The 24963-nt window shown below is 71.9% G+C and carries 18 protein-coding genes; 8 read left to right on the top strand and 10 right to left on the bottom strand.

The window, feature by feature from the left end; all coding sequences use genetic code 11:
* Positions 1-969: 969 nt before the first annotated feature.
* A complete protein-coding gene (locus amrb99_RS25485) occupies positions 970-2097 on the top strand; it encodes a hypothetical protein (RefSeq protein WP_190860428.1) in 1128 nt (375 codons plus the stop codon).
* Here amrb99_RS25485 and amrb99_RS25490 read toward each other — a convergent pair whose 3' ends face one another.
* From amrb99_RS25490 to amrb99_RS25520, 7 genes are all read right to left on the bottom strand, one after another.
* Complete coding sequence (locus amrb99_RS25490; RefSeq protein WP_190860430.1) at positions 2098-2979, bottom strand: hypothetical protein; 882 nt, start codon at positions 2977-2979, stop codon at positions 2098-2100.
* A gap of 1170 nt (positions 2980-4149) precedes the next feature.
* Positions 4150-4719, bottom strand: coding sequence for a dihydrofolate reductase family protein (locus tag amrb99_RS25495; protein WP_190860432.1), 570 nt, complete (start codon positions 4717-4719; stop codon positions 4150-4152).
* 263 nt (positions 4720-4982) lie between these two features.
* Positions 4983-6911 carry a sporulation protein gene (locus tag amrb99_RS52590; RefSeq protein ID WP_347256855.1) on the bottom strand — a complete coding sequence of 643 codons (1929 nt, stop codon included), beginning with the start codon at positions 6909-6911 and terminating at the stop codon, positions 4983-4985.
* A gap of 722 nt (positions 6912-7633) precedes the next feature.
* Positions 7634-9028, bottom strand: coding sequence for a pitrilysin family protein (locus tag amrb99_RS25505; protein WP_347256856.1), 1395 nt, complete (start codon positions 9026-9028; stop codon positions 7634-7636).
* Positions 9025-10284, bottom strand: coding sequence for an insulinase family protein (locus tag amrb99_RS25510; RefSeq protein WP_190860434.1), 1260 nt, complete (start codon positions 10282-10284; stop codon positions 9025-9027). The genes amrb99_RS25505 and amrb99_RS25510 overlap by 4 nt, the downstream gene beginning before the upstream one ends.
* Before the next feature lie 302 nt (positions 10285-10586).
* The gene (locus tag amrb99_RS25515; protein ID WP_190860436.1) at positions 10587-10940 is read right to left on the bottom strand and encodes an anti-sigma factor antagonist; all 354 of its coding nucleotides are present in this window, start codon (positions 10938-10940) and stop codon (positions 10587-10589) included.
* Between the two features lie 82 nt (positions 10941-11022).
* A complete protein-coding gene (locus amrb99_RS25520) occupies positions 11023-11640 on the bottom strand; it encodes an ATP-binding protein (RefSeq protein ID WP_190860438.1) in 618 nt (205 codons plus the stop codon).
* Positions 11641-11864: 224 nt separating this feature from the next.
* On the opposite strand from amrb99_RS25520, the gene amrb99_RS25525 reads away from it, so the two are divergent.
* Positions 11865-12731, top strand: coding sequence for a helix-turn-helix transcriptional regulator (locus amrb99_RS25525; RefSeq protein ID WP_173096572.1), 867 nt, complete (start codon positions 11865-11867; stop codon positions 12729-12731).
* Positions 12731-12982: a DUF397 domain-containing protein gene (locus amrb99_RS25530; protein WP_151540631.1), complete on the top strand. Its 252-nt coding sequence runs from the start codon at positions 12731-12733 to the stop codon at positions 12980-12982. Before amrb99_RS25525 ends, amrb99_RS25530 begins: the two co-directional genes overlap by 1 nt.
* Before the next feature lie 219 nt (positions 12983-13201).
* On the opposite strand, the gene amrb99_RS50185 is transcribed toward amrb99_RS25530, so the two are convergent.
* Complete coding sequence (locus amrb99_RS50185) at positions 13202-15010, bottom strand: protein kinase (RefSeq protein WP_347256857.1); 1809 nt, start codon at positions 15008-15010, stop codon at positions 13202-13204.
* 169 nt (positions 15011-15179) lie between these two features.
* A complete protein-coding gene (locus tag amrb99_RS25540) occupies positions 15180-15365 on the bottom strand; it encodes a hypothetical protein (RefSeq protein ID WP_190860440.1) in 186 nt (61 codons plus the stop codon).
* A gap of 227 nt (positions 15366-15592) precedes the next feature.
* On the opposite strand from amrb99_RS25540, the gene amrb99_RS25545 reads away from it, so the two are divergent.
* Positions 15593-16018, top strand: coding sequence for a hypothetical protein (locus amrb99_RS25545; protein WP_190860442.1), 426 nt, complete (start codon positions 15593-15595; stop codon positions 16016-16018).
* Positions 16019-16108: 90 nt separating this feature from the next.
* Positions 16109-17500: a S8 family serine peptidase gene (locus amrb99_RS25550; RefSeq protein WP_190860444.1), complete on the top strand. Its 1392-nt coding sequence runs from the start codon at positions 16109-16111 to the stop codon at positions 17498-17500.
* Between the two features lie 10 nt (positions 17501-17510).
* Here the strand turns inward: amrb99_RS25550 and eccCa are convergent, their stop codons facing one another.
* Positions 17511-21521, bottom strand: coding sequence for a type VII secretion protein EccCa (eccCa, locus tag amrb99_RS25555; protein ID WP_241755912.1), 4011 nt, complete (start codon positions 21519-21521; stop codon positions 17511-17513).
* A 135-nt stretch (positions 21522-21656) separates the two neighbouring features.
* Between eccCa and eccD the strand changes: the two genes are divergently transcribed.
* The 3 genes from eccD to amrb99_RS25570 all read left to right on the top strand — a co-directional run bounded on the left by eccD (position 21657) and on the right by amrb99_RS25570 (position 24956).
* Positions 21657-23048 carry a type VII secretion integral membrane protein EccD gene (gene eccD / locus amrb99_RS25560; protein WP_190860446.1) on the top strand — a complete coding sequence of 464 codons (1392 nt, stop codon included), beginning with the start codon at positions 21657-21659 and terminating at the stop codon, positions 23046-23048.
* A complete protein-coding gene (gene eccB / locus amrb99_RS25565; protein ID WP_190860448.1) occupies positions 23048-24409 on the top strand; it encodes a type VII secretion protein EccB in 1362 nt (453 codons plus the stop codon). The genes eccD and eccB overlap by 1 nt, the downstream gene beginning before the upstream one ends.
* Before the next feature lie 232 nt (positions 24410-24641).
* On the top strand, positions 24642-24956 hold the full coding sequence (locus amrb99_RS25570; RefSeq protein WP_190860450.1) for a WXG100 family type VII secretion target: 315 nt from the start codon (positions 24642-24644) through the stop codon (positions 24954-24956).
* Positions 24957-24963 lie beyond the last annotated feature (7 nt).

Below are 24963 nucleotides of genomic sequence, written 5' to 3' on the forward strand. Positions count from 1 at the left end.
GTCGCGGGAAGGAGCAGGTCCCGCCCGGAGGAGCCCGCCGACTGGATCCCCGTCCCGCCCCCGCAGCCCGAGGCCCCGCCGCCCACCGCCGAATCGCCTTACCCACCGGGCACATCTCCCTCACCGCCGCCCCCCTCCGCCGAGCCGCCCTGGACGCCCCGAGGCGCCATCGCCCGCGCCCCCTCAGACCCCCCGTCGTACGCGCCCCACACGCCGGAGACCCGCCCCGCAACACCACCGTCCGCGCCCGCCCCGGGGCCGTCGGCCGGCGGGCCCGCGGACTGGTCATCGCACGATCCAGGGCCGCCGTCACCTGCCGGCCCCGCCCCATGGACGCCCCACGATCCGGCTTCACCGCCCGCGGCACCGTCGCCCGCTTCCTCGGGCTGGACACCGCACACGCCGGAGACCCGCCCTGCGGCACCACCACCCGAGTCCACACCCGCGCCGTGGGGAACCGAGCGGTCGGACGCAGGCTCTCCCCAGTGGACGCCGCACGTACCGGAAGCACGTCCCGCGTCCCCGGAGGGCACGCCCGCCCCATGGACGCCCGAAAACCCCGCGGCACGCCCCGTCGCCCCGCCCCCGGAGACCGCACCGACCCCATGGACACCAGAGGACCCAGGGGCGCGTCCCACGGATTCCTCGGCCACCGAGCCGCCTGCGGATCGGTCCCCCCGCGACCCGGCACCGTCGGCCGAACCCCCTGCCGGCTCCACGCCGGCGCCGTGGTCTGCCCGCGATCCGAGTTCAGGCGCGGCGCCTGAGACGTCCGCACGAGACGCCGAACCCTCGCAGTGGGCACCGCACGTGCCGGAAGCGCGTCCCGCAGAGGATCCGGAGGGGCGTCCCACCGAGCCGTCCTCCGAGACCACACCCGCGCCGTGGGGACAGCAGGAGCCAGGCGCAGGGGTGCCCGCCGAGGCGACGGGGCCTACTGGCTCCTCCTCGCCGTACAGGTCGACCGAAGTGCCGTCGTCCGAGGGCTCGTCGCGCTGGGAGGCGCCGCAGTGGGCGCCGCACGGGACGGGTGTGCCGGTACCCGAGGAAGACATCGCCGGTGCGTCGCGTCCGGAGGACGAGCCGGAGCGGTGGGTCGTCCGGAGGCCCGGCGGCCTGCAGTCCGGAACCCCCGAAGACCCGGCGGACACGCGGAGCGCCGGCCGCCACGAACGCCCCGCAGCCGACGAGCCCTTCCTCCCCGGCAAGGGCCTCTCCGCCGAACCACCGCCCTCGCTGACGAAACCGGACGTGACACGGCCGGAAATCGCACGGCCGCCGGCCCGAGGACTGTCCGCCCAGCCGCCGTCCACCGTGCCGCCGCCCGCGCCCCCGCCGGGGCCCATGGCGGACCCGGGACGGCGCAGGGCACTGGCCGACGCCTTCATGATCGAGTTCGTGGGGAGCACCACCTGGCGGGCGATGCTCGCCGTCCTCGAAGGCGCGTTCCCCGGGCTCGGCATGGCGGCGGCGCTCTCGGGCCGCGCCGACGAGATCCGCGGCATGACGGACGGCCTCGACCGCACCTCGTCATCGAAGCTGGGCCTGCCCACCTGGCTCGACGACGCCGGCATGGTCTTCGACCTCAGCGCGCACCTGAACGCCCGCAACGCGCCGCGGACGCCGCTGCGGGCGCGTCCCGGGCAGCCGCGCGCGTCCAGGCCGTACGCGGGGGCGTTCGTGATCGACACCCTCGACCCGCTCCGCTACCACCGTGCGGTCGGCGGCCCCAGGGCGCCCCGCGACCTGCCGGAGGACGCGGCGCTGACGACGCCGTCCGAGATGGGGGAGGACGACGACAGCGGCGTGGTCATCGTCGCGAACCTCACCTCGGCGGGCGTGCGGGTCCTCGACTCGCTGACCCTCTGGCGCTACGCGGGACGGGTCGTGACGAGCACGCTGCACGAGCCGTCCCGGCCCCGGACGCGAGGCCGTGCCCGGCGCGCCCTGCGGGCCCTCCGGCGCGTCGTGGTCATCGACCCCGATCTGGGCGTCGGGCTGTGCCTGCAGACCGACGCCGGGCATCCGCCCCGCTGCCTGCTGGCGTTCGGCGTCGACCGGACCGACGACGCCCCGCCCCGCTTCGTCCGGCCCTGATCACGCGTCCGGACGGAGCCAGGACAGGTCGGCCCGCCGGTCCTCGGGGAGCTCGCGGAGACGTCCCGCGAGCTCCCAGGGCTCGGCCGCGGGCGCCTCGCCCGGCAGGACGCCGCAGAGCAGCGTGCTCCCGGTCCGGACGACGGCGAACCGGCCGAACCGCGCGATCCCACCGCCCCGCAGGTGCGCCAGCTCGCCGAGCAGGGCGCTCAACGCACCCGGGTCCTCCGCGTTGATCAGGCCCCTGACCTGCGTCAACAGGTCCTCGGCGAGATCGTCGGCGCGGCGGCCGGACAGGTAGTAGACCGTCCCCAGGTAGGAGCCGTCGGCCGCCTGCGGGGACCGCTGGTCGCGGACGCGGACGCGCAGCCCCCACTCGGCGGCGCACCGCTCGTACGCGTCGGCGAGCAGCGCCTCGGCCTCCCCCTCCTCGCTGAGCAGGAGCCCGGGGACGACGCCCTCCTCGCGGTCGACGCGTTCGAGCATCTCCCGGTGCAGCTCGTGCACGTCCTGCTCCACCGTGTCCAGGGAGCGGGCGAGCGCGTGCTGCGCCTCCCGGTCGAGGCCGAGGCCCGCCAGCTCCCCGGCGAGGTCGGCGGTCTCCTTCTCCAGCCGGTCGATCCGGCCCGAGAAGCTCTCCAGCCGGTCGAGGATCTCCGCGGACGCGCCGTCCGGCAGCGGCTGCGGGATCGGGATCCCGGACGGCTCGGCCGCCGCGGCGACCTCCGCCTTGAGCGCCTCATGGCGTTTGACGAGTTCGGACATTTGGGCGCGCAGTTCGCGCACGTCCGCCTGTGCTTGCGGGAGCCGCTTGTCGGAGGCCAGGTAGAGCTCGCGTCCGGCGATCGCAAGGCAGAGCAGGACCAGGATCACGGTGGTCATGTGACTCCTCGGGAGGCGGGCTGCCTTCTCGACCCTAACCATCCGGGACCCGATTGGCCGAGACCGCGCCACATCCGGTCCGAAACGCCCGCCATATCCACCCCCGACCGCCCCACCCACCCCCAAAGACCAAGCAGCCCAGCAACGCACCCCCTCCAACCACCCCCGCCGCTCACCCCCGCCAGCCACCACCACTGCCACCCTCAGCCAGCCACACCACCGGCCACCGTCACTGACCACCGTCACTGACCACCGTCACCGGCGGCCGTCACCGGCGGCCGTCACCGGTCGCCGTCACTGGTCACCTTCATCGGCCACCTTCAGTCAGCCGCTGCCGTCGCACGCCGTCACCGGCCATCGCCACCGCCACTGGTCGCTGGCACTGGTCACCGCCACCGGGCGTCCTCATCGCGTCGCCGTCGCTGGCCGCAGTCACCGGCCGCCCTCGCCACGCACCGTCGCCGTCCACCGTCGCCGTCCACCGTCGCCGTCCACCGTCGCCGTCCACCGTCGCCCTCGCCACGCGCCGCCGTCATACGCCGTCACTGGCCATCGTCGCTGGCCACACTCACCGCGCTGCCATCGTCATCCGCCGTCACCAGCCGCCGCACGCCGTCACCGTCACAGGCCACACCCACCGCGCACTGGCGCCGTCCGCCGTCGTCGTCCGCCCTTGCTAGCCGCCGCTGTTAGGCGCTGTCATTGGCTGCCCTCATCAACCACCGTCGCTGGCCGCCCTCGCCAGGCACCGGCATGGGCCGCGCTCTAGCGAGGCATGGTCCGTCCAGGGCGTCGGCGTCGTCGCGCGGCCCTCAGGCCGTTCGCGCCTGCGCCTCGGCAACGCCCGATCCGATCCTCTCCTCCAGCACCGCCAGGGCCCAACGTTGTACACGCATACGCGCAGAACCGGGCGCCGCTGTCGGCCGCCGTCCCCGGCCGCCCGAACCGGTCATCCCCACTGGGCACCGTTGGCCACACCCGCTGAGCGCCGCTGGCCGCCGTCGTCCGCCGTCATCGGCTGTTCTGGCCAGGCAGAGGCACCGGCCAGCCTCGCTAGTCCCCGCTGTCGGCCGCTGTTGTCGGCACCACCGCTGGCCATCCTCTTCGGGTGTCATCAGCGGGCGCTGACCGGTGCCGGCGCTACCGTCCGGGCGGCGTCATCTGGTGGCGTTATTCGGGCGACCGGTCGCGGGCGACGCGGTAGTCGAGGAGGACGAGGCGGTCGTCGATCACGCTGGTGGTGGTGAGGTCCAGGTCGAGCGCGGGCAGCTCGGCGAAGACCGGCTCCTCGCCCTCGGTGCCGTGGATCATGGGGAAGACCATCACCCGGACGCGGTCGACCAGGCCGAGCGCGAAGAGGCTGCGCACCAGCGACGGGCTGCCGATGGTCCGCATCGGGAGACCGTCCTCCATGGCCTTGAGGCGCGGCACGGCCGTCTCGAGCGGCTCGTCGATGAGCGTGGTGTTCGCCCAGGCGAGCGGCGGCCGGAGCGTCTTGGAGAAGACGACCTTGGGCAGCTCCGTCATCCGCGGGAAGGTCGGATCGTCGCCGGTCGCGACGATCTCGGCCATCCGCCGGTACGTCTCGGCGCCCATGAGGGTGACGTGTTCCTGCTCGAGTTGGCCGTGTATCCACTCGAAGAGCCCCGGCCCTTCGTACCCCCAGTACGCCTTCGGTCTCGGTCCGCCGCCGCCGTACCCGTCGACGGTGCTGAACATGTCGACCACCAGCTCACGCATCGGCTCTCCCACCAGGTCGTCGTGACACGAGATGGAGCTAGACGTCCGTCTTCGTCCTGTGCAGACCGTGCGGGCAGCCAGGACTCATCGGTCTGCGACCAGCGGTGCGCATCGGTCGAGCCTCCTGACGACCTCGCGCATCGTGGTGCTGAGACGGCTTGCTCAATCCGGGCGCCGCCGTGTTCGGCGTGCCCCTCGAGTAACACGTACCTGCCCGGCGGGAAGGGCCGTCGAACGCTCGACCGACGTCCTGAGCGGCGAGGTCAGCCGAAGAGGCCGCCCAGCAAGCCGCCCAGGACCTCCGCGGCGACGTTGCCGGCTATGTCGCCGGCGATATCACCCGCGATGTCGCCGGCCACGTCGCCCATGGCGTCCAGGGCCATGCCTCCGGCGACACCCGCCACGACGGCGCCGCCGACCAGGCCGGCGGTGGCGATGCCGGGACCGTGGCGGTAGTGCCCGTGATGCCCGTGGTGGCCATGGTGGACGTGCATAGGCGGCGGATACGGTGCGGGCCCCGGAGGCGCGGGCGGCGGCTCGCCCGGCGCGTAATACACGGGGCCGTCGGGCGCAGGCGGCGGACCCGGCGGGGCGGGCGGCGGGCCCGACGGCTCCCCATGCCCCGGACCCGGAGGCGCGGGCGGCGGGTAGGGAGCGGGCCCAGCGGCATGCTGACCAGGCACGTTGCCGGGCATCCCGACACCAGGTGCACTGCCCGGTGGCATGCCGGCGCCTGGAGCGCTGTTCGGCGGCAGTCTGAGACCAGGTGCGCCGTTCGGTGGGAAACCGCCCGGGGCCGCGCCATGCGGCGCGGAGGGCGGCGGGAAGCCGGGTGCGTGGTTCGCGGCTCCTGGATGCCCTGGCGGAGGCGGCGGAAACGGGGTGCCCTGCCCCGGCGGGACGTTCGCCGCCGGGGGCGCGCCCTGCGGCTGGTGTCCGGGGCCGCCCGGCGGTGGGGGACCGCTAGGCGGATACCCAGGCGCGGCGCCGTGGTCTCCCATGCCGGGGCCGGGCGGTGAGGCGAATCCCTGGCCCGGCGGTGGGGGCGGGAATTCCTGGCCCGGTGCCGGGGCCCCGGGCGGGTAGGCGGGTGCGCTGCCGTGGCCGCCCTCACCGGCGGGTTGGCCGAATGCGGACGGCCCGAACTGTCCGGGCGGAGGCGGAGGGAAGCCTGGACCGGACGGCCCAGGCGCGCCGGGGCCCGGATAGCCCCCACCACCCGGCGGCGGGAAGGGCGGGGCACCTGCCGGGTGGCCTGGGCTCTGCAAGTGCGCCAGCGGTGCGCCGGGAGCCGGTCCGGGTGGCGGGAACTGGGCGTGACCCGCTCCGCCGTACTCGCCGCCTGGGGACGCCGGGCTTGGAGCAGGCTGCCCGGGTGAGGGCGGGGGCGGCGGAAAAGTCACCCCGCCGTACGCGGACCCTCCGGGCGGCGGGCTCGCGTGGGCGGCGCGAGGCAGCGCGGCAGCCTCCTCGAGCCACTTGCCGATCCTGGCGTTCCAGTCCGTCTCGGCGGCTTCGGCGTGCCCGACCTTGAACACCCCGAACGCCTCGTCGGACGGGGCGGTGCGGTCCTCGGCGCGCAGGACGAACGCCACCTCGCGAGGGCTGGCGACGAAGGTCAGCCCGATCTGGTCGAGCCGGCCGTGGAAGGTGGACGGCGGCGCGAGGTGGATCTCCTGGTGGAACGGCAGGTGCCGCGAGACGCCCCGCAGTTCGGATTCCTCGAACGTGACGTGCCTGATCTGGAAACCGAGCTTCGCGATGGCCGCCAGCACCCACTGCTGGGACTCCAGCGGCTCCACCGAGATGGGGTCGATGTCCCCGGGATCAGGTTGCCCGGCGACATCCACCTCGGTGCACAGCCCGATGGTGAAGCCGGGCAACTCCCGTCCGAGGACGGTGGTGAACGGCAGCTCGTACGGCAGCGGGATGGAGAACGACAGGTCCCGCTGCCGTGCGGGCTCCAGCGTGAAGCGGCGGGTCAGCGCGCCGCGGTAGACCTCCGGACCCGCCGTCTCGCCGTGCCCGTCGCGCATGCGCGGCATCAGCGCCAGCGTGACGTGCCGTACCTCAAGGGGGCGGTCGCCGCCGCGCACGTGGACCTTGCCCGCCACGACGCCGCCCGGCTTGCAGTTCGGCTCCGCGAGGATCGTGTCGACGGACGGCCCGCCTGCCATCTGCCCGTAGGACACCGGCCGTTCCCTTCTCGCGACGCGCGGGGCGTGCCCCCGCGAATGTCAGACGGATTCCACCATGCCATCGGTTCGCCCGTCCCGCCGGTCCGTGCCGCCGGTCCGTGATGGCGAGACCGTAGCCGCCGGGCGTGCCCGGCGTATCCAACCTCGCTCCGTGCGGTCTCCCCGTGCCGACGGTCCCTGATGCTGCGACTGCGGCCCCGGTCGGGCCATGCGGCCCGGCTCGGACTCAGTGCCCGTCACCTCGTGCCGACGTCGCCACACGCCGTCGTTCCCCGGCGTTAAGACCACGGCTTCGGTCGGGTCGTGCTCGTCGGCCTGGCTTGGGCTCATGCCCGTCGGCTCGTGCCGTCGTCCTGCGCCGTCGGTCTCTGGTGTTCAGACCGCGGCCTCGGTCGGGTCGTGCTCGTCGGCCTGGCTCGGGCTCACACCCGTCGGGCTGCGCCCTCAGCTCCGTGCCGCCAGTCTCTGATGTTGAGGCTGGCGGCCGCCATCGGGTCGTGCGCGTCGGCTCCGCACCCGTTGTGGTCCGCTGGCCTGCGGCTGTCGTCAGCTTGTGCCTGGTTGACGTGTGACGTCCTGGGACGTTCCGGCGATGCCGCGCGCGGTCGGGATGCGGCGGCATCGACGGCTGGTGTTCGTCGGCTGGTGCTGCTGGGCCGTGTCGCCGGGCTGCGGGGGTTGGCCCCGCAGCCTGGCGGAGCGAAGGCGGACGGTGGTCACTCCTCCTTCGAGGTGACGGTGACCGGGGCGTAGCCGAGCTTCTCCAGCGGTTCGCGGATCTGCGCGGCGTCGCCCACGGCGATGATGGTGAGCCCCTCGGGGTCGATGTGCTTGTTGTAGGTGCGGGCGACGCCGTCCGGGGTGGACGCACGCACGGCCGCCAGGTAGTTGCTGGGGTAGTCGGCGCCGAGCCCGCTGGCGGACGCGTCGGCGAGTTCGGCGGCGACGGCGCGGGCCGTCTCGTACTCGGCGGGCGCCCGGTCGGCCAGCGCGCGGACGGACGAACCGTGCTCCTCGGCGTCGATCCCCCGGGTGATGACGCTGCGCAGCTCGGTGAGGGCGTCCGCGACCGCGTCGGCGGTGACCTCGGTGTGGACGGCACCCTGAGCGATGAACAGCCCGCAGTGCCGCATGCGCAGCAGTCCCGCGCGCACACCGTAGGTGTAGCCCTTCTCCTCCCGCAGTACCGCGTTGAGCCGGGACGTCAGGCCGCCGCCCAGCACGTGGGAGGCGACCACCAGGGACGGCCAGTCGTGGTGGGAGCGGTCGGGCACGCCGTGCCCGAGGGCGAGGTAGGTCTGCACGGAGCCGGGACGGTCCACCACGACGATCCGGGCGGCCGACTCGGGCATGATCCGGTCGGCGGTCGGGAGCGGTCCGCCGCTGCCGGTCCAGCCCTCCAGCGCCGCGGTGAGGGCCGCGTCGGCGTCGGTGCCCGCCAGGTCGCCCGCGACGACGGCGGTCGCCTCGGCGGGCACCACCGAGGCGTAGAAGCCGCGGATGTCGGAGCCCTGGAGCCCGCCGACCGAGGTCCGGGTGCCGCCGGTCGGGCGGGACGCGCGAGCCTCGGCGGGGAACATCACCGCGCGCAGTTCCCGCATGGCGCGGGAGCCGGGGTCGGCGTCCTCCTGCGCGATCTCCTCCAGCCGTTCGCGGACGAGGCGCCGCACGTCCGCGTCGTCCAGCGCGGGACGGCGCACCACCGAGGAGAACAGCTCCAGGGCGGCGCCGAGCCGGGTCACCGGGACGTCCAGCGCGATCCGCAGCGCGGTCAGGTCGGCGGAGGCGTAGAGGCTGGCGCCGAGCCGCTCGAACGCGGCGGTGAGCGCGGTGCCGCCGCCGGGCTCGGTGCCCTCCAGCAGCGCGTGCGCGGTGAGCGTGGCGACGCCGTCCAGGCCCTCGGGCTCGCGGCCGGCGCCCGAGTGCAGCACGAGCCTGACCGCGGCGAGGTTGCGGCCGGGCAGGTCGACGCGCAGGGTCGCGGGCCCGGCGGGGACCCGGCCCGCGGTGCCGGCCGGGAACGCCCACGGCGGGACCGGTCCGGGCACCGGGCGGGGCTGGAGCGCGATGCCCACGGTACCGGGAGGCAGGTCGGGGCTGGGACCGGTCACGACGGCGTACCTCCGTAGGTCAGGGCGGTGCGGCCGCCCGGGGCGAGCCAGCGGCCCGCCATCTCCTTGATCGCGTCCGCGGTGACGGCCGCGGCCCGTCCGGGGGCGGTGAAGACCCGGGCGGGGTCGTCGAACTGCGTGGCGTTCTGGGAGAGCGCGTTGGCCAGTCCGGTGACCGTCTCGGTCTGCTCCAGGAAGCCCCGCTCGGCCTGCGCGGTGGCGCGTGCGGTCTCGTCGGCGTCGGGGCCGTCCGCGGCGAACCGGGCGAGCTCCTCGTCCAGCACGGCGGCGATCTTGTCCGGTTCCGGGCCGATGGCGTCCACGATGGCCAGCGACTGCCCGGTGGACAGCCGGGTGACCCCGGCCCAGACCTCCGTGGCGATCTGGTCGCGGCGGACCATCCGGTCGTAGAGGCGCGAGCCGGATCCGCCGCCGAGGATCTCCACCGCGAGTTCGGCCGCCTCGATGTCGTCGCCGCCGTCGGAGGGCAGCGTGAACATCGCGAAGTAGGCGGGGGAGGGGACGTCCTCGTCGAGGGTCTCGTCGCGCACGCCGGTGAGGGGGCCGAGGTCGCCGGGCCGGGGCGGCGGCTTCTGCGGGCCGGCCGGGATGCCGCCGAAGTACCGTTCGACCGCCGCGATGGTCTTCTCGGCGTCGACGTCCCCGACGACGGACAGGACCGCGTTGCCCGGCGCGTACCAGGTCCCGAAGAAGTCGGCGCAGTCTTCGAGGGTGGTCGCGTCCAGGTCCTCCATGGACCCGATCGGGGTGTGCGCGTAGGGGTGCCCGTCGGGGAAGGTGAGGGCGCACAGGCGCTCGAACGCGGTGCCGTAGGGCTGGTTGTCGTAGCGCTGGCGGCGCTCGTTCTTCACCACGTCGCGCTGGTTGTCGAGGTTGGCCTGCGTGAGCGCGGCGGGCAGCGTGCCCATCCGGTCGGCCTCCAGCCACAGGGCCAGTTCCAGGTGGCTGATGGGGACCGTCTCGTAGTAGTTGGTGCGTTCGAAGGAGGTGCTGGCGTTGAACGCGGCGCCGGCGCTCTCCAGCAGCGCGGCGTGCTCGCCCTCGGCGACGTTGGCGGAGCCCTGGAACATCAGGTGCTCGAAGAGGTGGGCGAGGCCGGTCCGGCCGGCCCGCTCGTGCCGCGAGCCGACGCCGTACCAGATGTTCACGGCTGCCAGCGGTACGACATGGTCCTCGCAGACCACCACGCGCAGGCCATTGCCGAGCGTGTGCTCATGCAGCGGCTGTTCTGCCACGGAGCGCTCCCGTCCGTTCGATGATCGGCTGACGACAGCACCGCGCGCGTCGGATGGGCGGTGCCCAGGCGGCGGGCTTGATCTCTGACTCACCGTACCGGTTGCGACCGGGCACGGCGCCTTCGCGGCGAACTGTGGATAACTCCGCGGCACGCCACCCTGAATGTCAGGAGAAAAGCCGACAAGTCGATCGGAGAAGCGGGGCCGAGTGAAGTCCTCCGCCGCCGGGCCGGGGGCCGTACGCGGCAAACGGCGGCGGCCCGAACGGCGGCGGCCCGAGCGCGGCGATCAGGGTGCGGCGATCAGGGTGCGGCGGCCTCGTGGGCCGCGATGGCGTCTTCCAGCGACCGGTGCAGCACGAAAATCTTGGTGAGCTGGGTCACATGGAAGACGCGCCGGACCCGGTCGTTCACTCCCATGAAGGACATGGAGCCGTCGCGCGCGCGGAGCCGGTGGTAGATGCCGACCAGCACGCCGAGACCGGTGGAGTCGAGGAAGGTGACCTCGCCCAGGTCGATGACCAGGTGCAGCCCGCCGCTGTCGATGATGCCGAGCAGTTCCTCGCGCAGCCGGGGGCTCGTGAAGACGTCGATCTCGCCACTGATCTTCACTACGGTGAGACCTTTTTCGACGCGGTGCTCGACGGCGAACTCCACCGTTGCTCCCTCTCTGCCGTTCGTCGGGGGGACAGTCCCCTATACCCAGCGGAACGGGACGTTATCCCTCAGGGGGAATCCCTCAGGGCGAACGGAACAGCGCCCATACGATCTTCCCGCGGGAGAGGGTCCGCCATCCCCACCGGACGCTGAACGACTCGACGAGGTGCAGTCCGCGGCCCGTCTCGGCGATGTAGTCGGGCTCCTTGCGGCGGGGCGCGGCCTGGCTCGCGTCCATGATCCCGCACAGCAGCCAGGGCTTCTGGTGCACGAGCCGCAGCCGGATCGCGGACGGCGCCGAGCCCAGCGGGTCGGCCGGGTCGTCGTACACGCCCTCGCGGTGCACGTCGTCGCCCGGCCGCCCGCAGGTCGCCCTGCCGCTGTGCCGCAGCGCGTTGGTGACGAGTTCGGAGACCACCAGGCCCACGTCGTCGGTCAGCTCCTGCAGGCCCCATTCGGACAGCCGGGAGAGCGCGAAGTGCCTGGCCTCGGTGACCGACTCGGGGTCGGGCCGGACGATGAAGGAGGCCGCGGGCCCGGCGGGCTCCGTCAGCGCGGTCACGGCCGCGTCGAGGCGCGGAGGGAGATCGCACGACTCGGGTATGGGCGTCGAGTGCACGGCATGGTCCCGCGGGACCGCCGGCCCCGCGAGGGAGCCGAGTTCCCACCGCGTGTCGTCGTGCGCCTGGCGTGACGTCATTCCCCGGACCCCGCAGAGTGATCTCGTTGTGCAGCCGTGGCTCGGAAGTCTCGTGCGTTATCCTGCGCATCGTAGCGTGCGAATGCAAGGCCCAATGCACGTGCATCCGGGTTGTGGGGGTGTGGGGCGACCGGGCTGCACGCGGATGATCGGAGGTAACCGCAGGACACGGAGGCCAGTGGCACACTAGGTTCGCTGTCCGCCGAATAGCCGGGAGGTTGGGCGTGACTCCAGAGACGCCGGGAAGCGGGTCGACGGTTCGTCGGATCCTGCTCGGGTCGCAGCTGCGCCGTCTGCGCGAGCAGAAGGGCGTGACCCGTCAGGACGCCGGCTACGTCATCCGCGCGTCGGAGTCGAAGATCAGCCGCCTGGAGCTCGGGCGCGTCAGCTTCAAAGAACGCGACGTGGACGACCTCCTCACGCTGTACGGCGTCGGCGACAAGGCCGAACGCGAGGCGCTGATACAGCTGGCGCGGGAGGCCAACACCCCTGGTTGGTGGCACCGGTACAACGACGTGCTGCCCGGCTGGTTCCAGACCTATGTGGGCCTGGAGGAGTCGGCGGCGTTGATCCGCACGTACGAGCTGCAGTTCGTCCCGGGACTGCTGCAGTCGGAGGGGTATGCGCGTGCGGTCATACGCCTGGGCAACGCCGGAGCCGCCGAACACGAGATCGACCAGCGCGTGGAACTGCGCCTGCAACGGCAGGAACGGCTCACCGGCCCGGACGCCCCGCGTCTGTGGGCGGTCATCGACGAGGGGGCGCTGCGGCGTCCCATCGGGGGGCCGGAGGTGATGCGGGGCCAGTTCGAGCACCTCATCGAGATGTCGAAGCTGCCCAACGTCACCATCCAGATCATGCCGTTCAGGTTCGGCGGCCACGCCGCCGAGGGAGGGGCGTTCACGATCCTGCGCTTTCCCGAGCAGGACCTGCCGGACGTGGTTTACGTCGAGAACCTCACCGGCGCCATGTACCTGGACAAGCGCGACGACGTCGACACCTATCTGCAGGCGATGGAACGCCTGTGCGTCGACAGTGCGACCCCGGAGCGCACCGTCGAGCTTCTTGGTGATTTTCTCAGAGAGACATGATGCTCCAGACCGACTACGACAACGGGATGCCCGCGACCAAGCTCCACGGGGCGCGGTGGCTGAAGTCCCGGCGAAGCAACTCCCAGGGGAACTGTGTAGAGATCGCCGAGCTGCCCGGTGGGCAGGTCGCGATGCGCAACTCCCGCCACCCGGAGGGCCCGGCCCTCATCTACACCCGCCCTGAGATCGAGGCGCTCATCCTCGGTGCCAAGGACGGCGATTTCGACCACCTCATCGCCTCCCGCAACTGACACTCCAGGAAAACCGCCAAACAACGCCGTCCGGCCGCACGAGGGCCGCACGGCACGTCGAAACGCGGCGGGTCGGCTACGGTGCACCGCACGTCGACCCGTCCGCCAGGGCGAAGAACGAACACGGCAGAGGCCACCCCGGCGCGAGGGTGGCCTTTTCTTGTGCTCCGTGCCTTCTTGTGCTCCGGGCCGGGCCGATCTCCCGGCCGGACGCCGGGGTCAGCCGCAGTTGCCGTAGGGGGCGGTGGCGCCGTTGCCTCCGAAGCGGACGCACACGCCCGGCGCGCTCACGTACACGGGTCCCGCGTACCAGGCGTACGAGCCGCTGTCACCGGTGCGGCTGCGGCCCTGTGCCTGGAGCCACACCGAGACCGCGGAGGCCTTGCCCACGTTCTTGGTCTTCATCGTGACGGCGCAGTTCTTCTTAGTGCTGTTGCTGTACAGCAGGTAGGCGGTGCCCCCGGAACCGGACACGGAGCGCTGCACGTTGTAGCCGCTGCCGCACGCCTGCTGCGGCGTGTACTTGTTGGGCGGCTCCTGGCCCGAGGACCCGCCGCCTCCGGTGCCCTTGGTCGGCGTCGACCCGCCCGGCTGCTGCTGCTTGCCGCCCTGCTTCTTCTTAGGGTCGGCGGGGTCCTGCCCCTTTCCCAGCCCTTGCTGCTTGCCCTTGCCGGGCTGCTTCGGGTTCGTCGGGCCGTTCGCCGATCCGGTGGTGCCGCCCGCGCCGGCCGCGCCTCCGTCCGCGCCAGGGCTCCGTTCGGAGGCCGTGACGCCCTCGTCGTCGTGGCCGTCGCCACCCGACCTCGTACCGGCCCATACCGCGCCACCGCCCACGATGACGGCGGCCACCGCCAGCGCGGCCGCGATCGGCACGAGACGCCCGCGCTTCTTCCCGCCCGCCGGCGGCGCATAGGACGGCCCTGGAAGCCCTGGGGGAGCCGGTGGCGGCGCGTACCGGGGATCGGTCGGCTGCGGCGCCATCTCGCCGTACGGCGGCGGCTGCGGCATCGTCGCGTTCCGCGGGCCGGTCGCGTCGGAGACGCGGTCGGGCGGCAGGAACGTTCCCGCCATCACCGACGGCGGAGCGTTCGGGTCCGTCGATCCCGGATGGCCGGGCGCCGCGTTCTCCACGGCGAGCCCCGGGAAGGTGGGGAGGGGCGGCACCGCGGCGGCCCCCTGGGAGGTGCCGCTGGCCGCTCCCACGAGGCGCTCTTGGGCCTCCCGCGCAGTGGGACGCTGGGAGGGCTCCTTGGCCAGGCACGCCAGCACCAGGTCGCGCATCGGACCGGACAGGTCGCCGATGTCCGGCTCACCGGTGATGATCCGGTTCATGACGGTCGCCATCTCGTCATTGCCGAACGCGGGCCGTCCGGTGGCGGCGAACACCATGGTGGTGCCCCAGGCGAACATGTCCGAGGCGGGACCCACCTGGCCGCCCGTGAAGTGCTCGGGCGCCATGTAGGCGGGTGTACCGACGTTCTGGGTCTCACCTGCCGCGCCCAGCGCGCGCGCCACTCCGAAGTCGATCACGCGGGGGCCGTCCGGGCCCATCATCACGTTGTGCGGCTTGAAGTCGCGGTGGACGATCCCGGCCTGGTGGATCGCGGTGAGCGCCGTCAGCGTGCTGATGGCGAGGCGTTCGAGCGCGCCACCGGTACGGGGACCCTCCTCGCGGACCACCCGGTGCAGGGACAGCCCGGGGACGTACTCGCTGACGATGTACGGCTGGTCGCCCGCGAGGTCGGCGTCGAGGACCTGGGCTGTGCAGAACCGGGCCACGCGCTTGGCGACCTCCAGTTCCCGCACGAACCGGGCCCGCGCGGACTCGTCCCCGGCGAGCCCGCCGTGCAGCAGCTTGATCGCGACATGGTCGGAGGAGCGGACCGAGGCCTGCGCGCCGGACGGCCGGCCCAGGAAGACCGCGCCCTGCCCGCCCTCTCCCAAACGGCCCAGGATCTCGTATCCACCCAGCTCGGTCGGGTCCCCCGACCGCAGCGGATGGGCGTCCGGCATCGTCCTGTCCGTCACACCACTCGCTCCCCGTTACTGTCGCTTCGTCTCGTAAGACTATGGCCACAAGATGGTATGCGCTTCGTGAAACGGTTGATCTAGGTCCCCGGCCCGGCATGCCGGAGCCCTCGCGCGGGTGCGCGAGGGCTCCGGATGCGGCGGCCGGATGTGGCCGCTCGTGCTGGGGTCAGGCCGGGTCCGGCGTCCGCCGCTCGGGCGGCGGCTGCTCGTCCCGGCCGGGGGAGCGGCCCGGTGGGCCCTCCGGGGCATGGTGTCGTTCCAGCCGCGCTGCGACCGCGAGCGCGCGCAGCGAGGTGGACTTCACGTGTTTGCGGCCGTTGTTGGCGCGGGGCCGAAGGATGCTGCTGGGCATGGCTCGCCTCCAGGGGGTCGTGGTGGACGTGGCGTACGTGCTACCCCAAGGGCCGGGGTTCGCACGTTAGTTGCAACCGCAAGATCCTTCCGGCTATTCCGAGTGATCGTTCCGTTTAGCGAGGATCGAGGTGCCGCGGCCGTCTCCGAGCCACCGTCTGGGCGCGGGACTCCCGGTGCCGTCCCAGCCAGGAGCCGGTTTGTCCCCCCGTCCGCCCGGCTGTGAAGATGGCCGCCATGGCTCCCTACTTCGACGATCTCGCGGAACGGCTGCGCGCCAGCGGCGTCCCCGCGGACGAGGTGTCGGAGACGGTGGACGACCTTGCCGCGTACGTAGCGGAGTCAGGGAAGGCCCCGGAAGAGGAGTTCGGTCCCGTAGAGGAGTTCGCCGCACGGCTGACCTCGCCTGGAGACGATGCCTGGGAGCAGGCACTGCCCGACGTTCCGGCCAGGCGGTTCTTCCGCAGCAAGCGCTTCTACGTGTTCATCTCGTGCTACGCGGCCTTCGTCGTCGTGGTCTGCGCAGGATGGCTCGCCTTCGCGCCGGCGGACTCCCGTACCGGTTTCCTTGTGGGTTTCCTCCTGGGCGCGGTGATCGCAGCGGTCCTGATGACCGTCCGGCTACGGCGGGACCACCGGCGCCACGTTCCTTGACAGCTCCCCTACAGGTGCGATGCCAACGGCGTAAGGATTCCTCTACAGTCGTTCGCCGAGCAGCCACCCATGCCCCCGGGGGAGAAGGCGATGCGCGCGATCGGACTCGTTGCGGCCGGTGTCTTACTGGCGTCCTCGTGGCCCGCCTCACCGGCGTCCGCTGCCGTACCAGGCACCGCGTTCGGACGTCCCGTAGTGGAGCCGTCGCCGAAGTCCTCGCCGTCGAAGAAGCCATCGTCGAAGCCCACGACGGCACCGTCCGCCAAACCCTCCGCCAAGCCGACCCCTAAGCCGTCCACTAGTGCGCCGCCACCGGCCACGCAGGTTCCGGTCACATGCGACCTCCCACGCGGCTACCGCGGGGCGATCAAGGAATCCTGGGCGCAGAAGCGGCTCGCCTTCCAGCGTGTGTGGGGCCTGACCCGGGGACAGGGCGTCAAGGTGGCCGTCGTCGACAGCGGCGTGGACGCGGGTCACACGATGCTGGAGGGGCGCGTCGCCGACTACACCGATCTCACCGCAACGGGCAAGAAGGACTGCGCCGGCCATGGCACCGGTGTCGCCGCGCTCATCGCCGGCCGCGACCTGACCTCCCGAGGGATCCCGCTCGCCGGTGTCGCGCCAGGCGCCAGCCTCGTCATCGTCAAACAGCAGAACGCCGACCGCGACGAGCACGGCGGCGAGCGCCTTCCCAGCGCCATCCGTAAGGCGGTCGACGCCGGTGCTCAGGTCGTCAACGTCTCCATAGCGGCCGCTCCGTCCTCGGCCCTGGAGCAGGCCGTCCGCTACGCGCAAAACCACGATGCGGTCGTCGTCGCCGCGGCGGGCAACGCCACCAGGGACGACGGAAACGATGGCCCCGCCTACCCCGCGAGCTATCCGGGGGTCATCTCCGTCGCGTCGCTAGGGGAGGACGGCCACCGCATCGAGTCGTCTGGCCTGCAGTCCAGGGTGGACGTGGGTGCGCCCGGAAGGGACCTCACCATTCCGTGGCCCGGCGGCGGCTACAACCCCCAAGCGGAAGGGACCAGCTTCGCCGCCGCCTACGTGTCGGGTGTCGTGGCGCTGGTGCGGGCGAGCCACCCGGCGCTGCATCAGGACCAGGTCGTCCGGCGCGTTCTGTCGACCGCCGACGGCAACGTTGGTGACGGCACAGGGCGCGGCATGGTGAACCCGACGCAGGCCGTCACCGCGATAGTGCCCGGCGAGGACGCCCCTGGAGCGGCGACGGCGCAACCCTCACTGCACCCGGTGAAACTGGCGGCGCCATCGCACCCGGACGGCCATACGACCGACGTCGCTATAGGCGTCGCGGCAGGCGCCGTAGGGCTCGCGGCACTGGCGGCTCTCTGCGGCATCGTCGTTCCCATGGGGAAACGCCGCGGATGGCGTCCCGGACGCGTCGTCCTGGGCGACCGGGAAGAGGACGAGGAGCCGATCGTCACCGGCACCGAGGGCGGCACCATCGGCGCCCACCACTGAGCGGCCTCCGTTAGTCGTCGAGTACGGCGGTCTGCACCAGGCGTGCGCCGTTCCGCCTGTCGGTGAAGGTGCCCCGGCCCACCGGCAGTGGCGTCGCGCGCACCTCGCCGAAGAGCGCGCCCTCCTCCTTACTGCCGGACATGATGAGCGCCGGTGCGGCCAAGTCCTTCAACTGCTGAATCACCGGGTCGTACAGGGCGCGACCCATCCCGCCCATGGTCCGGGACAGGACGAGGTGAAGGCCGATGTCACGCGCCTGGGGGAGAAGGTCCAGGAGCGGCAACAGCGGGTTGTTCGCCGTGGCGACGAGGTCGTAGTCGTCGACGACGACGAACACGTCCGACCCCTTCCACCAGGACCGCTTACGCAACTGCTCCGGGGTGAGGTCGGCCGGAGGGAGGCGGTCGTTGAGGGCGTCCACCAGATCGGCCACCAGCTCCGTGGCGGCCGACGCCGAAGCGGCATAGCCGACGCGGTGGTCGGTGTCGGCCGTGTCGAGGAGCGCGCGCCGGTAGTCGATGAAGATCAGCTTCGCCTCGTCGGGGTCGTGGCCGGCCACGATGCCCTCGGTGATCAGCCGCAGCAGGTTCGACTTGCCGCACTCGGTGTCGCCGACGACCACGAAGTGCGGGTCGGCGGCGAAGTCCAGCAGGACCGGCGACAGGGCGTCCTCGTCGATCCCGACGGGGACCCGCCATTTCGGCGTCTCAGCGTCCCCGAGAGCCTCCCGCAGGGCCGAGGACGGCAGCAGGTCCGGCAGCAGCCGGACGGGCGGCGCCTGGGGCCCCTGCCAGGCTCCCGCGACCGCCTCCACCATCTTCGCCACGCCGTCGCCGAGGTCGTCGGCGCCGCCCTTCCCGTCCAGGCGCGGCAGCGCGGCCAGGAAATGCAGGCGGTCCCGCGTGAGGCCACGCCCCGGGCGCCCCTCGGGGACGTTCTCGGCCAGCCGTCGGTCGATCTCCGACTCGTAGGAGTCGCCCAGGCGCAGTTCCAGCCGCGTGCCGAAAACGTCCCGGATCCCCATCCGGAACTCCGACCACTTGCCGGCCGTCGCCACCACGTGCACGCCGAAGCCGAGCCCGCGCGCGGCCATGTCGGTGATGACCTCCTCCAGATGCTCGTACTCCTGGCGCAGCGTCATCCACCCGTCCACTACGAGGAACACGTCTCCGAACCCGTCACCGGGGATCTGACCGGCCGCCCGTAGACGCCGATACGTCGCGATGGTGTCGATGCCGCGTTCGGCGAAGTCCCGCTCACGCCGTTCAAGGAGCGTGGATACCTCGGCGACCGTCCTGCGGACGCGATCGGCGTTGAGCCGGTTGCTCACACCGCCCACATGCGGCAGCCCTGAAAGGCCGGCGAGCGTGCCGCCACCGAAGTCCAGGCAGTAGAACTGCACCTCCTCCGGTGTGTGCAGCAGCGAGAGCGACGTGATGAGCGAGCGCAGGATCGTGGACTTGCCCGTCTGCGGAGCGCCTGCGATCCCCACATGCCCGGCCGCCGCCGACAGGTCCACCCAGAACGGGACGCGCTGCTGGTCGAAGGGCCGGTCGACGATCCCCACCACGGCGGCGAGACGGCCACGGCCCTCCCAGCCCGCTGCTGTCAGGCCGTGCTCGCGCGTGGGCGTCAACGCGGGAAGCAACTGGTCGATCGTGGGGGGAACGTCCAGCGGCGGCAGCCAGATGCGGTGCGCTGGAGGGCCCTGCCCTGCGAGCTGATCGATGACGGCCTTGAACAGAGTCTCGCCCGACTCCGGCCCGGCACCGGACTGCTCGAGAGCGGGCTGACGCGGCGTCTGCGGGGGTACATAAGCCGTGCTGTAGGGAATGATCTGGCGCGGCGTCCCCGTACCGGCAGCGGCCGTCTGCGTGCGCTCCTCCTCCTCGACCGGCCCCGATACGTACGCCGCCTTGAACCGGACCATGTCGCTGACGTCGACCTTGAGGTAACCGTTGCCGGGCTGGGACGGCAGCTCGTAGGCGTCCGGCACACCCAGGACCACCCGCGACTCCATGGCCGAGAACGTGCGGAGCCCGATCCGGTACGACAGATGCGAATCGAGTCCCCGCAGCTTGCCCTCCTCCAACCGCTGCGAGGCGAGGAGCAGGTGCACGCCCAGGGAACGCCCCAGGCGCCCGATCATCACGAACAGCTCCGCGAACTCCGGCTTGGCGGCCAGCAGCTCGGAGAACTCGTCCAGCACCACGAACAGCGTCGGCAGCGGGGCCAACTGGGCACCCTGCTCGCGCGCGCGCTCGTAGTCGCGCAGCGAGGCGTAGTTACCGGCGGCCCGCAGCAGCTCCTGCCGCCGGATCATCTCCCCCTGGAGCGCGTCGTACATGCGGTCGACGAGCGGAAGCTCCTCCTCCAGGTTCGTGATGACCGCCGACACATGCTGCAGGCGTTCCAGCCCGAGGAACGTCGCCCCGCCCTTGAAGTCGACAAGGACGAAGTTGAGCGTCTCCGAGGAATGCGTGACCGCCAAGGCCAGAACCAGCGTCCGCAACAGCTCGGACTTACCCGAACCGGTCGCACCGATCAGCAGCCCGTGCGGACCCATGCCGCCCTGCGCGGACTCCTTGATATCGAGCTCCACGGTACGGCCGTCGGAGTCCACGCCTATGGGAACGCGTAGCCGGTTGCGTTGCGCCCGCGGCTGCCAGGTGGAGCGAAGGTCGATGTCGTAGGGCCCGGCCAGGCCGAGCAGCGACGTCAAAGTGAGATTGCCGGCCAGCGCGTTCTGCTCCGGCTCGTCCGCGGCGCCCGCCCGCAACGGCGCCAGGCGCAGCGCGAGACCCTCCGCCTGCACGGGCGTGAACCAGTCCGCCTTACCCAGCGGACTGGACACGTCCTTGCCGGTGTGGTCGCGCTCCAGCATCCGCATGCCGTCGTTGGTGACGTGCAGGCGCAGCATGGTCGCGTCGGACGTCGGCGCAACGGAACCGCTGAGGTCGATGACGCACACGCCCTTGATGCCGTCCGCGCCTATCTGCGAGTCCGCCGGGACGATGCCGTCGTCCATCACCACCACGTGGAACGGAAGATCCTGGGTGTCGACCCCAGGAGAGAACCGAGGGCGGTCCTTCAGGTCGTCCTCAAGGAGAGCCTCAAGGTCCGCAAGCGAGTGCCCTGTGAGGCGCACAGGCCCTGCAGCGTCCTCCTCCGTGGGGTGCAGGCAGTGCGGCAGCCACTTGGCCCACTGCCAGTGCCTCATCCGGTCCGGCGACGCGCAGATGGTGAGGCGCACATCGTCCGGCGTATGGAAGGTGACAAGCTGCGCCACCAGCGCCCGCGCCATGGACCGAGCCGCGATCGGGTCACCCGTCACCACGATCCGCGCGAACGCCGGCAACGACACCGCGACGGGGAGGTCGGGGACCGTCGCATGGGCGCGCACGAAGCGCCGCAGCGCACCGGCGCACATCGGCTCCAGGTCCTCGATCGGCTTGGTCTCCGGAGTGACGAGCTCCAGCGCGAGCCTCTGCCGCCCGCGCCCGATCCGCACCTGGCCGAAGTCGTCGTCCGCCGGGCGCCGCTCCCACAGCCGGTGGCTCATCGCCAGCGACCACAGTGTCCGCGGGCTGGGCCCGCTCCACTCCAGGGCCTCCCGCTGCTGTGCCGCGGCCTTCCGCACGCGCGCGCGCATCTGGTCCAGGTAGCGGTAGTAGTCGCGGCGCGCCCCGTTCAGCCGCTGCTTCCGCTCGCCCGCGCCCTGCCCCATGTGCCCGAAGCCCATGCCGACCATCGACAGGACGAACAGGCCGGACGCCACCCACATGATCGGGTTGCCGCCGCCGGCGCCGCCCGCGCCGCCCATGAACATCAGCCCCATGGCGGCGCCGCTGGCCGCCATCGGCAGGTACATCAGCGCGTTCGCGAACCCCTGGCTGATCGTCTCCGGGATCTCCGGGGGAGGCTCCAGCACGATCTCGCCCTCGGGCAGCCGCGGAGGCGGCCGCCTTTCCGGCCGCCGCACCACCACGATTCCCACGGCCGCGTCCCTTCGCATCGTCATGACCCGGAGTCAATTTTCGGTCATCCTAGTGATCCCGGACGCGGACCGCGGCCCGATGTAAAGCCATTCTCCAGGTGGCGGAAAACGGCCCCGGCTGATAGTGAATGTGCGGTCATCGCTACGAACGGAGGTCGCGTGAATACCTCGACGGGCGCCGACCTGTGCCGCGTGGTCGTCGTCGCCCCGCACCGCAGGCTGGACCTCTCGCTGCCCGGAGACATTCCCCTTTCCCACATGCTTCCGACGTTGCTGCAGGTCGCGGGCAACAATTTGGCCGACGCCGGGCTCGCGCACTCCGGCTGGGTGCTGCAGCGGCTGGACGAGGCGCCCCTCGACGAGTCCCGCTCGCTGTCCTCCCTCGGCGTCCGAGACGGGGAGATCCTCTACTTTCGGCCCGAGCTGTCCCAGTTCCCCGAGGTCGCGTTCGACGACGTGGCCGACGTCGTCGCCACCGGGGTGAACGAGCACGCCGACCGGTGGCGCCCGGAGACCACCCGGCGCTTCGGCCTCCTCGCCGGCGCAGCGACCCTCGGCCTGGGCGCCGTGGGCATCGCCCTATCGGGGCCGCCCTGGGGGCTGCTGACTGCTGTGTCCGCCGGTGTCGCCGTAGTGCTCCTGCTGGCGGGGATCGTCCTGTCGCGCGCGCTGGGCGATTCGGGGGCCGGAGCCGTGTTCGGCTACAGCGCGCTTCCATACGCGTTCCTAGGCGGCCTCCTAGCGCCGGCCAGGCCCGTGCCTCTTCTGGACCTAGGAACGCCCCACCTGGCGGCAGCCTTTGCAGCGGTCACTCTCGCCGCCGTCGTCTCCGCCTTCGCTATCCACGACGGCCTGCCGACGTTCCTGGGCATCGCGTTCGTCGCCCTGCTCGGACTGGTCTCCGCCGCACTCGTCCAAGGGGGCGGGCTGTCCCCGTCGGGTACGGCCGCCCTCGACGCCTCCCTGGGCCTCGCCGTCACGGCCCTCATCCCGTCCTTGGCGTTCCGCCTTGCCCGCCTGCCCCTGCCTCCCGTCCCGGAGAACGCCGAAGAACTCCGCAGCGCCCAGACCTTCGACGGCCCTACCCTCCTACGCCGTACGCGCGAAGCCGACCGCTTCGCCACCGGACTGGTCTCCGCCGTAGGGCTGGCGGGGCTCGGCGCACAGCTCTCCCTACTGACCACGCACGGATGGCTCCCCGTGACGATGAGCCTCTGCCTCTCCCTGGTGCTCCTCCTGCGCGCGCGTGTCTTCCACGGCCGTTCACAGCGCCTCTGGATGCTGCTGTCAGGCCTCGCCGGCCTCGCCATCCTCGCCCTGCACCAGGCCGCCACGGCCGGCCCTGCCGTGACGCTGCTGACGGTCATCGTCCCCGCCGTACTGGCCGTCGCCGTCATGACGGCCATGGCCCTGCGGCTCCCCGTCCGCAAGCCGTCACCCTTCTGGGGCCGTGCCGGCGACATCGTCGACATCATGCTCATCATCAGCCTGCTGCCCCTCGCGTTGGGGCTGCTCGGCCTGTACTCCTGGCTGCGCGGACTGGCCGGCTGATGCAGACCCGCAAGGACCTCTACCAGGCGCACCGTCTGATGACCCAGCGCGTGGCCCTGGCGCTCCTCCAGGGCCGCCCGAGCGCCGCGGAGTCCCCGCTGCGCCGCACCGGCGTCGGGACGCTCTGCGGCGTCATGGTGGCCGTCCTGGTAGCAGCCGGATTCGGCATCACCGGCCTCATCTTCAAGGGCGGCGCCCGCAACCTCGAACGCCCCGGTGTCCTCATCATCGAGAAGGAGACGGGCGCGACCTACGCCTACAGCAGGCAGGACCGCAAGCTCGTCCCGTTCCTCAACTACGCGTCCGCCCGCCTGGCCATGCCGACGTCCGACATCCAGCGCAAGGCGGTCTCGTCCAAGTCCCTGGCGAAGTACCCACGCGACCCGCTCACCGGTATCCAGGGCGCCCCCGAGTCCCTGCCCGCGCCAGGGAAGCCCAGCCACACGTCATGGTCCTTGTGCGCCCGCACTACGGCACCTTCGGGCGGATCCACGGTCTCCCTGGTGGGCGGACGCGACATAGGAGGGCGCCCTCTCACCGACGCCCAAGGCGTGGTCGTCAGGGGCGGATCCCAGGACTGGCTCATCTGGCGCAACAGCCGGATGCGGATCACCCCGAAGGCCGCCCGCGGCCTCAGCGCCGACCAGCCCGTGCCCGTGGACGAACGCTGGCTGAACGGTCTGCCCCAGGGGCCCGACTATGCCGCGCCCTCCATCCCCCAGGAAGGACACGAGTTCCCCGGCCCTGGCGACACCTCGGCGCCGGCGGGCCAGATCTTCCATGTCGCCGCCATAGCGGGCACCCCGGAACGGTGGTACGTCCAAGTTCCCGACGGTCTCGCCAGCATCTCCGCTACGCAGGCCCGGCTCCTGCTCGACTCACTGGCAGCGGGCCCACCGCGCGACATCACCCCCGCACAGGCCGCGTCCAAGCCGTCCCAGACCAACCTGTACGACCGCTCCCTGCCGGACACACCGCCCCGCATCGTCGCGTACGACCCCCAGCAACCCCTGTGCACCGTCTACCGGAAGGCGTCCCACCTATCGACGGACGCCCGCTTCACCATCGGGGGCAGCCTTCCCGCCGTGTCCGGCCAGACGTCCTCCGGCCTCGACCAGGTCGTCCTCCCCGGCGGCGGGACGTTCGCGGGCACCCTCTCCGGCCCCGGCCAGCCGCTGCAGACGTTCTCTCTCCTCACCGACCAGGGCCTCCGCTACCCGATCCCCACCGCCGACGACATCGCCAAGCTCGGCTACGGAACGAAGGACGCGACGCCAATTCCGGCGAATCTATTGCAACTGTTCAAAGAGGGGCCAACCCTTACATCTTCGGCTGCACAGCGGCCGGTTCCGGCCAAATAGCAGTGGAACCGATCAGGGACTTGACTGATTGCGCTGATCAGCCCAGCGGCGACGCCCGCCATAGTTATCCACAGGTGACTTACCTGATGGACAGGCGGAATCGGCGGTCTCTACGCTTCATCTTGCTCGTTGTCACGGGGTGTGTCGTCGTATCGGGCGGATGGGGATTTTCGCCGGTACGGGCGAGTGTCACGTCGTGACGCCCGGAACCAGCCGACGAAGGAGAACGGCGATGAGCAACCGGTCATCGGTGAACCGGCAGCACATGCAGCAGGCGGCCGGCAACGTCCAGGACGCCCACGGCCAGATCGGGCAGATCAAGAACCAGCTCAACACCCACCACGCCGAGCTGCAGAGCGCCTGGAAGGGCGAGTCCTCGGCCGCGTTCACCCAGGTCTACAACCTGTTCGAGACCGAGTTCGCCAAGGTCCTCAAGGATCTGGACCTCATCCACGAAAAGCTCGTGCACACCAAGGCCAAGTACGAGACCGCCGAACAGAACAAGACCGCCCGCGTCAACACCCTCAAGGGCCTGGTCAACGGCTGACCCCACC

It is taken from the genome of Actinomadura sp. RB99 (assembly GCF_014706005.1).
Classification (GTDB): domain Bacteria; phylum Actinomycetota; class Actinomycetes; order Streptosporangiales; family Streptosporangiaceae; genus Spirillospora.

Coding starts and splice junctions, on each gene's coding strand:
- amrb99_RS25520 (WP_190860438.1), bottom strand. CDS start 11,640: ATGACGTCACGCCAGGCGCACGACGACACGCGGTGGGAACTCGGCTCC.
- amrb99_RS25545 (WP_190860442.1), top strand. CDS start 15,593: ATGGCCGCCATGGCTCCCTACTTCGACGATCTCGCGGAACGGCTGCGC.
- eccB (WP_190860448.1), top strand. CDS start 23,048: ATGCAGACCCGCAAGGACCTCTACCAGGCGCACCGTCTGATGACCCAG.
- amrb99_RS25530 (WP_151540631.1), top strand. CDS start 12,731: ATGCTCCAGACCGACTACGACAACGGGATGCCCGCGACCAAGCTCCAC.
- eccCa (WP_241755912.1), bottom strand. CDS start 21,521: ATGACGATGCGAAGGGACGCGGCCGTGGGAATCGTGGTGGTGCGGCGG.
- amrb99_RS25550 (WP_190860444.1), top strand. CDS start 16,109: ATGCGCGCGATCGGACTCGTTGCGGCCGGTGTCTTACTGGCGTCCTCG.
- amrb99_RS25495 (WP_190860432.1), bottom strand. CDS start 4,719: ATGCGTGAGCTGGTGGTCGACATGTTCAGCACCGTCGACGGGTACGGC.
- amrb99_RS25540 (WP_190860440.1), bottom strand. CDS start 15,365: ATGCCCAGCAGCATCCTTCGGCCCCGCGCCAACAACGGCCGCAAACAC.
- amrb99_RS25570 (WP_190860450.1), top strand. CDS start 24,642: ATGAGCAACCGGTCATCGGTGAACCGGCAGCACATGCAGCAGGCGGCC.
- amrb99_RS25490 (WP_190860430.1), bottom strand. CDS start 2,979: ATGACCACCGTGATCCTGGTCCTGCTCTGCCTTGCGATCGCCGGACGC.